Origin of the sequence: Rhizobium sp. CSW-27, assembly GCF_018760785.1 — a bacterium.
GTDB lineage: Bacteria > Pseudomonadota > Alphaproteobacteria > Rhizobiales > Rhizobiaceae > Neorhizobium.
In genome coordinates this window covers 537,477-551,565 of sequence record NZ_JAHHZO010000002.1, presented here as the reverse complement: position 1 = coordinate 551,565, position 14,089 = coordinate 537,477, and the positions used below count along the sequence as shown (strand labels likewise).

15 protein-coding genes are annotated in these 14,089 nt (G+C 63.4%); 1 reads left to right on the top strand and 14 read right to left on the bottom strand.

Going from position 1 to position 14,089, the window contains the following annotated elements:
• Positions 1-51 precede the first annotated feature (51 nt).
• From KLP42_RS06175 to urtA, 13 genes are all read right to left on the bottom strand, one after another.
• Positions 52-342, bottom strand: coding sequence for a type II toxin-antitoxin system RelE/ParE family toxin (locus tag KLP42_RS06175; protein ID WP_215565297.1), 291 nt, complete (start codon positions 340-342; stop codon positions 52-54).
• Positions 339-611 (bottom strand): hypothetical protein, encoded by a 273-nt coding sequence (locus tag KLP42_RS06170; RefSeq protein ID WP_215565296.1) that lies wholly within the window; start codon positions 609-611, stop codon positions 339-341. The genes KLP42_RS06175 and KLP42_RS06170 overlap by 4 nt, the downstream gene beginning before the upstream one ends.
• Before the next feature lie 42 nt (positions 612-653).
• Positions 654-2,366 carry an urease subunit alpha gene (gene ureC / locus KLP42_RS06165; RefSeq protein WP_215565295.1) on the bottom strand — a complete coding sequence of 571 codons (1,713 nt, stop codon included), beginning with the start codon at positions 2,364-2,366 and terminating at the stop codon, positions 654-656.
• A 63-nt stretch (positions 2,367-2,429) separates the two neighbouring features.
• Positions 2,430-2,849 carry a lysozyme inhibitor LprI family protein gene (locus tag KLP42_RS06160; protein WP_215565294.1) on the bottom strand — a complete coding sequence of 140 codons (420 nt, stop codon included), beginning with the start codon at positions 2,847-2,849 and terminating at the stop codon, positions 2,430-2,432.
• A 24-nt stretch (positions 2,850-2,873) separates the two neighbouring features.
• A complete protein-coding gene (locus KLP42_RS06155; protein WP_215565293.1) occupies positions 2,874-3,179 on the bottom strand; it encodes an urease subunit beta in 306 nt (101 codons plus the stop codon).
• A 20-nt stretch (positions 3,180-3,199) separates the two neighbouring features.
• Positions 3,200-3,502, bottom strand: a complete 303-nt coding sequence (locus KLP42_RS06150) for an urease subunit gamma (RefSeq protein ID WP_215565292.1) — start codon at positions 3,500-3,502, stop codon at positions 3,200-3,202.
• A gap of 22 nt (positions 3,503-3,524) precedes the next feature.
• Positions 3,525-4,349 carry an urease accessory protein UreD gene (locus KLP42_RS06145; RefSeq protein WP_215565291.1) on the bottom strand — a complete coding sequence of 275 codons (825 nt, stop codon included), beginning with the start codon at positions 4,347-4,349 and terminating at the stop codon, positions 3,525-3,527.
• Positions 4,286-5,500, bottom strand: coding sequence for a CE1 family esterase (locus KLP42_RS06140; RefSeq protein WP_215565290.1), 1,215 nt, complete (start codon positions 5,498-5,500; stop codon positions 4,286-4,288). The genes KLP42_RS06145 and KLP42_RS06140 overlap by 64 nt, the downstream gene beginning before the upstream one ends.
• Positions 5,501-5,629: 129 nt before the next feature.
• Positions 5,630-6,325 (bottom strand): urea ABC transporter ATP-binding subunit UrtE, encoded by a 696-nt coding sequence (urtE, locus tag KLP42_RS06135; RefSeq protein WP_215565289.1) that lies wholly within the window; start codon positions 6,323-6,325, stop codon positions 5,630-5,632.
• Positions 6,326-6,578: 253 nt separating this feature from the next.
• Positions 6,579-7,343, bottom strand: coding sequence for an urea ABC transporter ATP-binding protein UrtD (gene urtD, locus KLP42_RS06130; protein WP_215565288.1), 765 nt, complete (start codon positions 7,341-7,343; stop codon positions 6,579-6,581).
• Between the two features lie 5 nt (positions 7,344-7,348).
• Positions 7,349-8,518, bottom strand: a complete 1,170-nt coding sequence (gene urtC, locus KLP42_RS06125) for an urea ABC transporter permease subunit UrtC (protein ID WP_215565287.1) — start codon at positions 8,516-8,518, stop codon at positions 7,349-7,351.
• Positions 8,515-10,119, bottom strand: a complete 1,605-nt coding sequence (gene urtB, locus KLP42_RS06120; protein ID WP_215565286.1) for an urea ABC transporter permease subunit UrtB — start codon at positions 10,117-10,119, stop codon at positions 8,515-8,517. Before urtB ends, urtC begins: the two co-directional genes overlap by 4 nt.
• 256 nt (positions 10,120-10,375) lie before the next feature.
• On the bottom strand, positions 10,376-11,665 hold the full coding sequence (urtA, locus tag KLP42_RS06115; protein WP_215565285.1) for an urea ABC transporter substrate-binding protein: 1,290 nt from the start codon (positions 11,663-11,665) through the stop codon (positions 10,376-10,378).
• 215 nt (positions 11,666-11,880) lie between these two features.
• On the opposite strand from urtA, the gene KLP42_RS06110 reads away from it, so the two are divergent.
• Positions 11,881-13,185: an MFS transporter gene (locus KLP42_RS06110; RefSeq protein ID WP_215565284.1), complete on the top strand. Its 1,305-nt coding sequence runs from the start codon at positions 11,881-11,883 to the stop codon at positions 13,183-13,185.
• Between the two features lie 18 nt (positions 13,186-13,203).
• On the opposite strand, the gene olsC is transcribed toward KLP42_RS06110, so the two are convergent.
• Positions 13,204-14,034: an ornithine lipid ester-linked acyl 2-hydroxylase OlsC gene (gene olsC, locus KLP42_RS06105; protein WP_353844820.1), complete on the bottom strand. Its 831-nt coding sequence runs from the start codon at positions 14,032-14,034 to the stop codon at positions 13,204-13,206.
• Positions 14,035-14,089: the final 55 nt, after the last annotated feature.

The following is a 14,089-nucleotide window of genomic DNA, read 5'->3' as shown; positions in this document are numbered from 1 at the left end:
CAAAAGGAACAAAGGTGAGCGACGAATGGAAGAAGCATGCGGTCCGGCGCCTTAGTCTCTGCTTTCCCGCCCGTGCCAGACCCGGACCACGATCAGAGTGTCCCGTGCCTCGTCCAGTCTATAGCGAAGGACGTATGCACTATTGCCGAAGGGGATGAAGAGCTGCCGGTCTCCGGCGCTTTCTCGCATCACTGCGCCGATGTGGGGATTTTCCTGAAGGCGGTCGATAGCATTGTCGATCGCCAACATAGCCTTCCGCGCTGCTGATGAATTCCGTCCCGCCAGAAAGCTGTAGAGCCGGTCAATATCCTGATCGGCTTCGGGCAGGAAACGTACCTTCACGCTGATATTGCCTTGCGCCCCGCTTCATCGGCAAGCGCTTGCAATTTTGCCTTCATATCCTCACCAGAAATAGACTCGCCCGTCTCAAGATATCGCGCCCATCGGCGATCATCCTCGGCAAACTCGGCCTCCTGGCGTTCAACATCCTCCGCATGAAGCCGCAAAACGCCTTCTGCCAGTTCGGACACGGTCGAGCCTTCGCGTTCCGCGATGACAGCGAGACGCTTTTTCAAATCACCGTCGATGCTGACAGTCTCCTTGGTGCTCATGGCAACATCCTATCACAGAGCATCAGCCTGCCAAAGGGCTCATCAGAACAGGAAATACCGCTGCGCCATCGGCAGCACGGTTGCCGGTTCGCAGGTCAGGAGTTCGCCGTCGGCGCGCACCTCGTAGGTTTCCGGGTCCACCTCGATATGCGGGGTCAGGTCGTTGAGGATCATCGACTTCTTGGAAATGCCGCCGCGGGTGTTCTTTACCGCCACCAGTTGCTTGGCAACGCCGAGCCTGCCGGCCAACCCGGCATCGAGCGAGGCCTGAGAGACAAAGGTGACGGAGGAGTTCGTGCGTGCCTTGCCATAGGCGCCGAACATCGGGCGGTAATGCACCGGCTGTGGCGTCGGGATGGAGGCGTTCGGATCGCCCATCGGGGCAGCAGCAATCACGCCGCCCATCAGCACCATGTCGGGCTTCACGCCAAAGAAGGCCGGGTTCCAGATCACGAGGTCGGCGCGTTTGCCGATCTCGACGGAGCCGATCTCGTGGCTGACGCCATGCGCGATCGCCGGGTTGATCGTGTATTTCGCCACGTAACGGCGCACACGCAGATTGTCGTTGTCGCCAGTCTCGCCGGGCAGGCTGCCGCGCTGGCGCTTCATCTTGTCAGCCGTCTGCCAGGTGCGGATGATCACTTCGCCGACGCGGCCCATGGCCTGGCTGTCCGACGAGATGATCGAAAAGGCGCCGATATCGTGGAGAATATCTTCCGCCGCAATCGTTTCCTTGCGGATACGGCTTTCGGCGAAGGCGATGTCTTCCGGGATCGATGGCGACAGGTGATGGCAGACCATCAGCATGTCGAGATGTTCGGCGAGCGTATTGACCGTGTAGGGCCGCGTCGGATTGGTCGACGACGGAATGACATTCGGCTGGCCGCAGATCTTGATGATGTCCGGCGCATGGCCGCCGCCAGCGCCTTCCGTGTGGAAGGCATGGATGGTGCGGCCCCTGATGGCGCCGACCGTATCCTCAACAAAACCACTTTCGTTCAGCGTATCGGTGTGGATCATCACCTGCACGTCATACTCGTCGGCAACCGACAGGCAGCAGTCGATGGCGCCGGGTGTCGTACCCCAGTCCTCGTGCAGTTTCAGCGAGGTGGCACCGCCGAGCACCATTTCTTCGAGCGCGCCGGGCAGCGAGGCATTGCCCTTGCCGGCAAAGGCAAGGTTCATCGGGAAGGCATCCGCCGCCTCGATCATGCGGGCGATGTGCCAGGGGCCGGGCGTGCAGGTGGTGGCAAGCGTGCCATGCGCGGGGCCGGTGCCGCCGCCCAGCATGCAGGTAAGGCCGCTCATCAGCGCCTCTTCGATCTGCTGCGGGCAGATGAAATGGATATGGGCGTCCATGCCACCGGCGGTGACAATCTTGCCCTCGCCGGCAATCGCTTCCGTGCCCGGCCCGACGATGATGTTGACGCCCGGCTGCGTATCCGGATTGCCAGCCTTGCCGATCGCGACGATGCGCCCGTCCTTCAACCCGATATCCGCCTTCACGATGCCGGTGTGATCGACGATCACCGCATTGGTGATGACGGTATCGACCGCACCATTGGCGCGCGTCACCTGGCTCTGGCCCATGCCATCGCGGATCACCTTGCCGCCGCCGAACTTCACCTCTTCGCCATAGGTGGTGAAATCCTTTTCCACCTCGATGAAGAGCTCGGTATCGGCCAGTCGCACCTTGTCGCCGATGGTCGGGCCGAACATGCTGGCATAGGCCGCGCGGGAAATCTTGTAGGGCATGGGCTTGCTCGCTCCAGTCTCGCAGTCGGGCTGCCGGCGCCCCTCGCGCCGGGCAAGCCCCGGTCATTGTTGGCCGATCGTCTCGGCAAGTTGTTTCAGTTCGTCGGTTCGCACTTCGCTGAGTTCCGCCTTGCAGGCGACCACCAGCATGGGCTCCATCGTGCCGCCACGGGCGGCAAAGCCTTCCGCCGTGCACTGGCCGTCGCGATAGGCGATCCAGGCCCGCTGCGCCGCAAGAAGCGCCTGCTCGCCGCCGCGCTGGTCGGCAGCGAGACCCGCATCACGGTCTGCCATCGCCTTGCGGGTCAGCAGCCACTGGGCGTTGAGGCCCGCGTCGGCCTTCTCGAAATCCTTCCGCGCACAGGCGGTCATGTCCGCCTGGGTCACGGCCTTGTCGCAGGCAACTGTCGGCTCCTCGGCGGAACTCGGTCCGTCCACCAGCAGCACACAGCCGCACAGCATGGAGAGAAGGGCCAGTTTCATGCGCAGCGCACCCTTTCGAAGTCTCTAGAGCTTGCCCATCACCTGCTGGCGGAAGCCATAGACCTCGCGCTTGCCGGATAGCGGAATGAGGGTCACCTCCCGCGTCTGCCCCGGCTCGAAACGCACGGCGGTACCGGCCGGAATATCGAGCCGCATGCCCCGCGCCCTGTCGCGCTCGAAGGAGAGACCGGCATTGGTCTCGAAGAAATGATAGTGGCTGCCCACCTGCACAGGACGGTCGCCGGTGTTCGACACGGCCAGCGTCACCGTCGGCTGGCCGGCATTCAGTTCGATCTCGCCCTTGGCGGATATGATTTCACCGGGGATCATCGGCGTTTTCCTCAAGCCTGTCAGCGGATCGGTTCGTGAACGGTCACCAGCTTGGTGCCATCCGGAAAGGTTGCTTCCACCTGCACGTCGTGGATCATCTCGGCGACGCCTTCCATCACTTGGTCGCGGGTGATGACATGGGCGCCGGCTTCCATCAGGTCGGAGACGGCGCGGCCATCGCGTGCGCCTTCCACGACGAAATCGGTGATCAGCGCAATGGCTTCCGGATAGTTCAGCTTCACGCCGCGCTCCAGCCGCCGGCGGGCAACGATCGCCGCCATCGAAATCAGAAGCTTGTCTTTTTCTCTCGGGCTGAGGTTCATGGGTTCCCCAAAATTTTCTGCTTTACGTGTTCCAGACTTTCGGCACTGGCGCGCCGTTTCGCAAGAGCGAAATGACGGGCACAAGAATTTTTCTCAAGGAGAATCCGTCGGCGGCGGCAAGCCGCACGATCAGCTTGTCCTGCCAATGGCTTGCACCGGCATAGCCGGCTTCGAGCAGCGGCCTCAGGCGCGGCAGGAAGGCCTCGCAGGCAGGGCCGGAATAGAACACCGTGGCAAAGGCCACCTTGCCGGAAAGCGCGGCCGGCTGAAGGCCGAGCGTGGCAATCTCCCCCTCAAGCCGCACCTCCTCGGCATGGATCAGGCGCCCTGCCCGGCGGATGCGCCAGCGATCCCGGAACAGGCCGGTTTCGGCGCGCTCCCCCATGGCGGTGCGGCCGAGGATGATGGCTTCGACGGCGAGAAACTCGGCGCTCGGCGCCAGATCGACGGTAAGTTCGCGCGTCAGCGAGGCGCGGTCGAACAGGATGCTTTCCTGCGGCAGCCAAGCCACCTTCGCCCCCTCGCCCACATCGACACGGCTGGAGAGAAGCGCCGTATCGGCAGCCGCCTTGTAGATCTTCTCGTTCGCCTGGGTGGTGACGGTAACATCGGTGCCCGGCCCCGCCCGAAGGCTCCATTCCAGCCGATCGCCGCCGGTCAGCCCGCCGGAACTGTTGATGAGGATCGCCTCCAGAGAGGCATCGAATGTGTCGGGCAGGCGGATCTTGCCGCAGCCCTCCTGGAAAAGCTCGGCAAGCCGCGTGCGGCCCGCCAGTTGCTTGGTTACAAGGCGTCCTTTGCCCCGAGCCCGCTGCGGCGCGGCTCCGCCGGCTTGCTGTTGCTGCACGTCATCCCCTCGGCACTCTGGCCCTCGGCATTCTGGTCTATGGTTGCCGCCTCGCCGCAACCCGCCACCACCTTCAGAGCCGGCTGGGGCGAATTGGCGGTGGCGACCACATTCGGCTGGTCGGCCCGGCGGAAGAAGTCCCACATCCGCGCGGCCGGATCAATGTTTGGATCGAAGCCCGGCTTGCGCGTGGCCGAGACCTGCACGACGCCGGCCGTGTCGGTCCTGCTGGCAGCCGCCATCACGCCGGCATTCGGCTGGGGGCGCGGCCAGTCATGCGTGCCTTCGGCAAATTCGAAGGCGGCGATGCGCGCACCCTTGCCACAGGCATCGTAGAGGCTGAAGGTGACGCCGCCGGCCGTTTCGGCAACCGCCTTGCCCTTGCAGCCATCCAGTTCCGTCCAGCGCTGCAGCGCGGCACGAAAGCCATATTGCCAGTAGGCCTTGCCGCCACCGGCATAAGGATTGGCTTCGTCCTTGACGCCGTGAAAGGCCATGATGGACACCGGACGTGCCGGTTTGCAACTGGTGGCATCGGGCATCCAGCGTCCGTCACGCCGCTCGGCCGGAAGGCCGGCACGCAGCGAATTGACGAAACCCGCCCCGGCGAAATCCTCCGTGCCGGCACAGAGATAGGCCGAGAGCATGCGCCCGCCGCCGGAATAGCCCGAGGCATAGATACGCTCCGGATCGACGCAATAGTCCTCCTTCACCCGCTCGACGGCCGCCTTGATGAAGGCCACCTCATCCAGCCCGCCCTCGCGAAAGGTCACGCCCGGCACATTCCAGGCAAAGGTGCCGGCAGCCGAACCGGAGAGGCTGCCCTGCGGAGCAAACACGATGAAGCCCTCGCGCTCGGCCACCTTGTCCCAGGAACTGCGCTGCATCTGGGCGCGCGGGAAGCTGTTGCTGCCGTGGAAATCGAAGACCACCGCCATCTTCTTCTGGCCGGTATAGCCGGAGGGAAGATAGGCAACACCCTGGCGCATGGCACCGTCGACCTGCAGCGTGACATCGCGGTAGCCGGTCTGCTGCGGCACGCCGCAACCGGCCGATGCCGCAACTGCGCCGCCGAAGAGAAGGCTCCCGGTAACAACCAGCCGGGCGAAAGCCCGCCGCGGGAACTGTCCCAAGCGAAATCCATATGCCATCAAGCGCCTCGTGACGGGAAAGGGCGTAAAAGCCGACTGCCTGTTGGATTAAACCGCGCTCGGGTTACCATATTAGAAACTTCTATTGAACAGCCCTCGGAAAGAAGGCTGCCATGCGATAAAATTGCATCACACCGTCAGGTGCCGCCTTGCCTCCGCCGTATCCAGCGTCTCGGCCGGTCCCTCATGCACGATTTCCCCACGATCCATGATGTAGACGTGATCCGCAAGCTCCCGGCAGAAATCAAGGTACTGTTCCACAAGCAGGATGGCCATGCCGGTGGAATCGCGCAGATATTTGATCGCCCGGCCGATATCCTTGATGATCGAGGGCTGGATGCCCTCCGTCGGTTCGTCCAGCACCAGGATCTTCGGGCGCGTGACCATGGCACGGCCGATCGCCAGCTGCTGCTGCTGACCGCCGGACAGATCGCCGCCGCGGCGCGACAGCATGGAATTCAGCACCGGAAACAGCGCGAAGATGTCGTCGGGAATGAAGCGCTCCTTGCGTGGCAGCGGCGCGAAGCCGGTTTCAAGGTTTTCCCTGACGGTGAGCAGCGGAAAGATCTCGCGGCCCTGCGGCACATAGCCGATGCCGTGTTTGGCGCGCGCATAGGGTGCCAGCCCGTTCAGCGTCTCGCCGTTGAAGCTGATCGTGCCGGCGCTCACCCCATGCTGGCCGGTGATGGCGCGCAAAAGCGACGACTTGCCGACCCCGTTGCGACCGAGCACGCAGGTGATCTTGCCCATGGGCGCTGTGATCGACACGCCGCGCAGCGCCTGTGCCGCGCCATAGTGAAGATTGATGTTGTTGACTGTCAGCATGGAGTGCCTCCTGTAATCCGCCGGGTTCCGGGGGCACCCCCCTCTGCCCTGCCGGGCACCTCTGCAACGATGTGAGGCACGGGATTGGGTAAAAAGCCCCCTCCCCAATCCCTCCCCACAAGGGGAAGGGGCTCACCCTGCCTCATCGCCTGCGCCCCGATTGGGCCAAGGCGGTACCGCGAAAGGTCTCCCCCTTTGTGGGGAAGATGGCGGCAGCCAGAGGGGGTTAAAGGCAACAAATTCCGCATCGCCCTCACCGCCCCAGATAGTTTTCGATGACCTTCGGATCGTTCGACACGAAATCGATCGAGCCTTCCGCCAGCACCGAACCTTCGGCGAGACACGTCACCTTCACGCCGAGATCGCGGATGAAGCCCATGTCGTGCTCGACCACCACCACCGAGCGGCTCTTGGCGATTTCCTTGAGCAGAATGGCGGTTTCGGCGGTTTCGGCATCGGTCATGCCGGCCACGGGTTCATCGACCAAGAGCAGTTTCGGCTCCTGCGCCAGAAGCATGCCGATCTCCAGCCACTGCTTCTGGCCATGGCTGAGGCTTGCCGCCAGGTCGTCGCGGCGATGGGTCAGGCGGATGGTGGCGAGGATCTCCTCGATACGGTCGCGATCCTCCCCGGAAAGCCGGTAGAACAGCGTGGCAAACACGCCGCGCTTGCGGTTCAGCGCCAGTTCCAGATTGTCCCAGACCGTATGGCTTTCGAACACCGTCGGCTTCTGGAACTTCCGGCCGATGCCGAGCTGGGCGATATCGGCCTCGTCCTTCCTGGTCAGGTCGATCATGTCCTCGAACACCACCTGGCCGCTGTCGGGCCGGGTCTTGCCGGTGATGATGTCCATCATCGTCGTCTTGCCGGCGCCGTTCGGGCCGATGATCGCCCGCAACTCGCCGGGCTCCACAACGAAGGAGAGCGAGTTCAACGCCTTGAAGCCATCGAAGGAGACGGAGACGCCATCGAGATAGAGAAGCGATTTCGGTCGGGTTTCGCTTTTGACGAGGTTCATCGCGTCTACTCCGCAGCCTGGACCTGGGACGGCGCCCGGTCGTCGTTTCCACTCGCCTCGGCCCGCGCCGCCGCCTTCATCGCACGGCGTGCGGCAAGGCCGGACTGCACCGTGCCGACAATGCCCTTCGGCAGGAACAGCGTCACGCCGATGAAGAGCGCACCCAGCGCATAGAGCCAGAGTTCCGGAAAGGCGCCGGTGAAGAAGCTCTTGCCGCCATTGACCAGCACCGCGCCGATGATCGGGCCGATCAGCGTGCCGCGCCCGCCGACCGCCGTCCACACCACCACCTCGATGGAATTGGCCGGCGCGAATTCACCGGGATTGATGATGCCAACCTGCGGCACGAACAGTGCACCGGCAATGCCCGCCATCATGGCCGAGACGACGAAGGTGAAGAGCTTTATGTTTTCCACCCGGAAGCCCAGGAAGCGGACCCGGCTTTCGGCATCGCGCACGCCGACCAGAACCTTGCCGAATTTGGAGCGGGTAATCGCAGAGGCAAGCACCAGGCAGAGCGCCAGCATCAGCGCGGACAGCGCAAACAGCACGGCGCGCGTGCCATCCGCCTGCACGGAGAAGCCGAGGATATCCTTGTAGTCGGTCAGGCCGTTATTGCCGCCGAAGCCCATATCGTTGCGGAAGAAGGCCAGCATCAGCGCATAGGTCATCGCCTGGGTGATGATCGAGAGATAGACGCCGTTGACGCGGGAGCGAAAGGCGAACCAGCCGAACACGAAGGCAAGCAGGCCCGGCACCAGCAGCACCATCAGCATGGCGAACCAGAACATGTCGAAGCCATGCCAGAACCAGGGCAGTTCCTTCCAGTTGAGGAAGACCATGAAATCGGGCAGAACCGGATTGCCGTAGACACCGCGCGAGCCGATCTGGCGCATCAGATACATGCCCATGGCATAGCCGCCGAGGGCAAAAAAGGCGCCGTGGCCGAGCGAAAGAATGCCGCAATAGCCCCAGACCAGATCAAGCGCCAGCGCCAGCAGCGCATAGCACAGATACTTGCCCATCAGCGACACCGCATAGGTTGGGACATGCAGGGCGCTGTCGGGCGAAAGGAGCAGATTGCTGGCCGGGACGGCCAGGGCCACGGCCGCCAGAACGGCAACCGCCATGACGATGCGACCTTCCAGTGCGCGCAACACGAAGCTGGTGATCATGCTTCCACCGCCCTTCCCTTCAGCGCGAACAGGCCGCGCGGTCTCTTCTGGATGAAGAGGATGATCAGAACGAGCACGAGGATCTTGCCGAGCACGGCGCCGGTCCACGGCTCGAGGAACTTGTTGAGGACGCCGAGCGACAGCGCGCCGACCAGCGTGCCCCACAGATTGCCGACGCCGCCGAACACCACGACCATGAAGCTGTCGATGATGTAGGACTGGCCGAGATTCGGCGAGACGTTGTCGATCTGGGAGAGGGCCACCCCGGCGATGCCGGCAATGCCGGAGCCGAGCGCGAAGGTGAAGGCATCGACCCAGGGCGTGCGGATGCCCATGGAAGAGGCCATGCGGCGGTTCTGGGTGACGGCGCGCATCTGAAGGCCGAAGGCGGAGCGCTTCATCAGCACCAGAAGGCCGATGAAGATCGACAGCGAGAAGGCGACGATCCACAGCCGGTTCCAGGTGATCTGCATCTGGCCGAGCTGGAAGGCGCCGGACATCCAGGACGGATTGCCGACCTCCTGGTTCGTCGGGCCGAAAATGGAGCGGACCAGTTGCTGCAGGATCAGCGACACGCCCCAGGTGGCCAGCAGGGTTTCCAGCGGACGACCATAGAGGAAGCGGATGACGCCGCGCTCGATCACGAGGCCGACCGCAGCCGTCACCAGGAAAGCGACCGGCAGGGCAATCGCCAGCGACCAGTCGAAAAGATTGGGCGCCGAAGTGCGGATCACCTCCTGCACCACATAGGTGGAATAGGCGCCGAGCATGACCATCTCGCCATGCGCCATGTTGATGATGCCCATCACGCCGAAGGTGATCGCAAGGCCGATGGCGGCCAGCAGCAGGACGGAACCGAGCGACAGGCCGTACCAGACATTCTGTCCCATGTCCCAGAAGGCCTGGGTGGTTTCGATCCTGGCAATGGCGGCGTCCACATCCGGCTTCAGCGCTGCATCGAGCGACGGGGCAGCCGACATCAGGATGCTGATCGCGCCGCGTCCGCCGAGACTGGCGACCGTCTCGATGGCCGCCCGCTTCTGATCGACGGGGCGCTCGGAAATCAGGATGGAGACGGCACGCGCCTCCTGCATGCGCGCCCTCACTTCGCCATCGGTTTCCTTTGAAAGAGCGGCCTCGACCAGTTCGAGATTTTCCGCCGAGGGCGAACGCAGAACGGCATCGGCGGCCTGCAGGCGCACCGCGCGGTCAGGGCTCAGCAGCGTCAGGCCGCCCGTCGCCGAACGGATCACGCGGCGCAGATTGTTGTTGATCCTGAGCTTCACCATGGAGCCCTTCGGCGCCTCGCCGGCACTTTCCCCGGAGAGCGGATCGATCAGCGTGAAATCGGCGCCCGCCGCCTTGGTAATGAAAACGGCCCCATCAGACTTGCGGGCATAAAGGTCACCCTCGGCAAAGGCATTCAGCGCCGGCACGACCCGCGGGTCCCCCGTCGCGGCGATCTGGCCGATCAGCTCTTCCGCCTGCTTGAAATCCGCCTTGCCGAGCTGGTCGATCAACGCCTTCGGATCGGACTGGGCAAGCGAGGATGTGGCGATGGAAAGAAGGAACAAAACGAGTGTGATGAAACGGATAAGCATTTTCTTGTCCCCGGTTGGCGGGCGGCTGTGTCTGAGGCCCCCTCAGCCGCCTGCCAGCACCTTTTCCTGACGGAACCGGCGTTACGATGAGGCAGACAAAGCACTACCCCCTCTGGCCTGCCGGCCATCTCCCCCACAAGGGGGGAGACACTTTGCGGCACCCGCCTAGGCTTCAATCGGCTTCGGTGGGTCGGCTGGGTTAAAGCCCTCCCCCTTGTGGGGAGGGTTGGGAGGGGTCTTGGACCCGACCGAGCGATCAGCTGCCCTTGCCGCCGCACTTGCCGGTGGCAACGTTGAAGTTGCCGCAGGACATCGGCTTGCGCCAGTCGGAGATCAGGTCCTTCGAATCAGGCAGGTAGTCGGACCATTCGTCGCCGACAACGGCGGGGGTCTGCTGGACGATTTCGAACTGGCCGTCGGCCTGGATTTCGCCGATCAGCACCGGCTTGGTGATGTGGTGGTTCGGCATGACGGTGGAGTAGCCGCCCGAGAGATTCGGGACCGAGACGCCGATGATCGAATCCAGCACCTTGTCGGTGTCGGTGGTGCCGGCGGCCTCGACGGCCTTTACCCAGGCGTTGAAGCCGATATAGGCAGCTTCCATCGGGTCATTGGTCACGCGCTTGTCGTTCTTGGTGAACGCATGCCATTCCTTGATGAATTCGGCATTGACCGGCGTATCGACGGACTGGAAGTAGTTCCAGGCGGCCAGATGGCCGACAAGCGGGCCGGTATCGAGGCCGGCCAGTTCCTCTTCGCCGACGGAGAAGGCGACGACCGGAATGTCTTCCGCCTTGATGCCCTGGTTGGCCAGTTCCTTGTAGAAGGGAACGTTGGCATCGCCGTTGATGGTGGAGACCACGGCGGTCTTCTTGCCGGCCGAGCCGAAGGCCTTGATCTTGGAGACTTCCGTCTGCCAGTCGGAGAAGCCGAACGGCGTGTAGTTGACCATGATGTCCTCGGCCTTGATGCCCTTCGACATCAGATAGGCCTTGAGAATCTTGTTGGTGGTCTGCGGATAGACGTAGTCGGTGCCTTCCAGAACGAAGCGCTCGACGCCTTCGGTGTTCATCAGGTAGTCGACGGCCGGGATGGCCTGCTGGTTCGGGGCCGCACCGGTGTAGATGATGTTGCGCGAGGATTCTTCGCCTTCATACTGGACGGGATAGAAGAGGATCGAGTTCAGTTCCTCGAAGACCGGCAGGACCGACTTGCGCGACGAGGAGGTCCAGCAACCGAAGACGGCGGCGACCTTGTCCTGGCTGATCAGCTGGCGGGCCTTTTCGGCAAACAGCGGCCAGTCGGAGGCCGGATCGACCACGACGGCCTCGAGCTTCTTGCCGAGAACGCCGCCCTTCTTGTTCTGCTCGTCGATGAGCATCAGCATGGCGTCCTTCAGCGTCGTTTCCGAAATGGCCATGGTGCCGGAAAGCGAGTGCAGGACGCCGATCTTGATCGTGTCGTCGGCGGCAAAGGCGCCGTGGAATGCCGTCGTGGACATGATGGCGGCGAGCATGGCGCCGCCGAGCCTGGCCTTGAAATTCATGGTGCGAACCCCTCTTCTCGTTCGTTCCGCAACGGGCCTGTGTTCGGCCGTTAACCGTTGCTTCACGAACTATCGGCTGCTGCACCGCAAAACGGCATACGTAAAATGACGTACACGAGGGGGCGAAAGGGGAAGCGCACGCAGCCGTCGGTGCCGGGCCTGCGCGGAGCAAGGCGGAACTTGCCGCGACTCGCCGCCGGTGCTCTACCTGTCTGATGACCGATGCACCCGCCACCCGCCACCCTTCCAGCGAGCCCCTCGGCCGCCGATACCTGGCGCTCCTCACCGCCAGCGGCATTTCCAACCTCGGGGATGGCATCGGCACCGTTGCATGGCCCTGGGTCGCCTCGCTTCTGACGCGCGATCCGGTGTCGATCGCGCTGGTGGGCATCGCACTGCGCCTGCCCTGGCTGCTGTTCTCCCTGCCTGCCGGCGTGATCATCGACCGGTTCGACAGGCGCCGGCTGGTGCTGGCCATGGACGTGCTGCGTTTCGGCCTGCTGAACGGGCTCGGGCTTGCTGTGTGGGCCGCAATGCCGCTCGCGCTCGATGACACGGCCGGCTTTCCCGCAAGCCCCATCTACTGGCTGCTGATTGCCACGGCCTTCGTCTATGGCTGCGCGGAAGTTCTGCGCGACAACTGCGCCCAGACCCTGATGCCGGCCATCGTGCCGGCCTCGCGCCTGCAGGCGGCCAATGGCCGCTTGTGGAGTGTGGAACTTGTCGGCAATTCGCTCCTCGGCCCGCCGCTTGCCGGCCTGATCATCGCGGTCGCCCTGCCGCTCGCCTTCATCGCCAACGGCTTCGGCTTCGCATTCGCGGCGCTGTGCATCTATTCCATCAAGGGCCCGTTTCGCGCCAACGGCCAGGGCGAACGTCGCCACTGGATTGCCGAGGTACGCGAAGGGGCGAGCTTTCTGTGGCGCAACACGCTGCTGCGGGATCTGGCACTGGCCCTGGCGGCGCTGAATGCCATGACGTTTTTGATGCTGGTTGCGCTGGTGCTGTTTGCGCAGGACGTGCTCGGCATGTCGTCGGCCGAATATGGCCTGCTGCTGACAGCCGCCGCAGCCGGCGGTATCATCGGCGGCCTCATGGCGGATGCCCTGGTCAGGCGGCTCGGGCCGGGCAATGCGTTGCGCCTGACCCTGCTGGCCATCACGGTTCAACTGGCGGTGATCGCCCTTTCCAGCCATGCCGCGCCGGTCTGGTGCGCGCTGGTGCTGGCGGAATTCTTCGGGATGGTGTGGAACACGATCACCGTCAGCATGCGCCAGAGTCTGGTTCCGCAGCACATCCTCGGTCGCGTCAACAGCGTCTACCGCTTCTTTGCCTGGGGATCGATCCCGCTCGGGCTTCTGCTGTCGGGTCTCATCGTCAGGCTGGCGGAAGGCCTGACGAACCACGAGACGGCACTCGCTACACCCTTTGCCTTTGGCGCGGTGGTCATGGCGCTGACCACCGCACTGTTCTGGAAGCGGTTTTCCAATGCGCGCCTGTCAGCCGCGCATTTTGCGTGAGGAAAGCCGCGGCAACCTTCAGTTCTGCCGGTTTCTCAGCTTTTCCGCCTCGGCATAGAATTTCTTTTCCCACTCGTTGTGGTTATCCAGCCCTTCGCGGATGAAGGGCGTGAAGATGGCGAGGTTCATCAGGCACCAGTTGACCAGGCGGGCCGGGAACTTCAGCGGCTTGACGAAATCCACGAACAGCACCACGCGGGTCTGGTCGGAATGGTTCCAGGCCTCATGCTCATAGGCATCGTCGAAGATCAGCACCTTGCCCTCCTCCCAGTGGCAGATCTGGTCCTTGACGCGAATGGCGATCTTGTCTCTCTGCGGCGGCACGATCATGCCGAGATGCAGGCGCAGCACGCCGTTATAGGGGCCGCGATGGGCGGGCAGATGCTTGCCGGGCTCGAAGATCGAGAACATCACCGTGGTCAGCCCCGGGATCTTCTGCATCGCCTTCCAGGTTTCCGGGCAGGCCTTGATGTTCTGCTCCGACTTCAGGCCGAAACCCAGCAGGAAGAAGGTCTTCCAGTTGTTGTCGGTGGAAATGGTCTTCACATCGGTGGAAATGTCCTGGAAGCTCGGCAGCTCGTCCTTGCGCTTCAGGATCTGGTCCAGTTCCGCACGAATGGCGGGATAGGCCTTCTCGATCTCCGCGGCCCAGGGGAACGTCGCGTTGTCATAGACCGGGGGATTGCCCAGCCTGGCATATTTCAGATTGAGACCTTCCGCCCAGGCGACGATCGCCATGAAGAAGCGGGTGATGCGGCTCGGGCGGTCCATGGGCGCGATGCCCTGGGTGCCAAAAGTCTGTTCATTCGGAGAAACGCTGGCTGAAGAGGGTTTCACGGGAGGCCACACAAGAATGAAAGTTGACGGGACCCGAGGAACCTGAGGGAGACAAGACCCCGGGCGT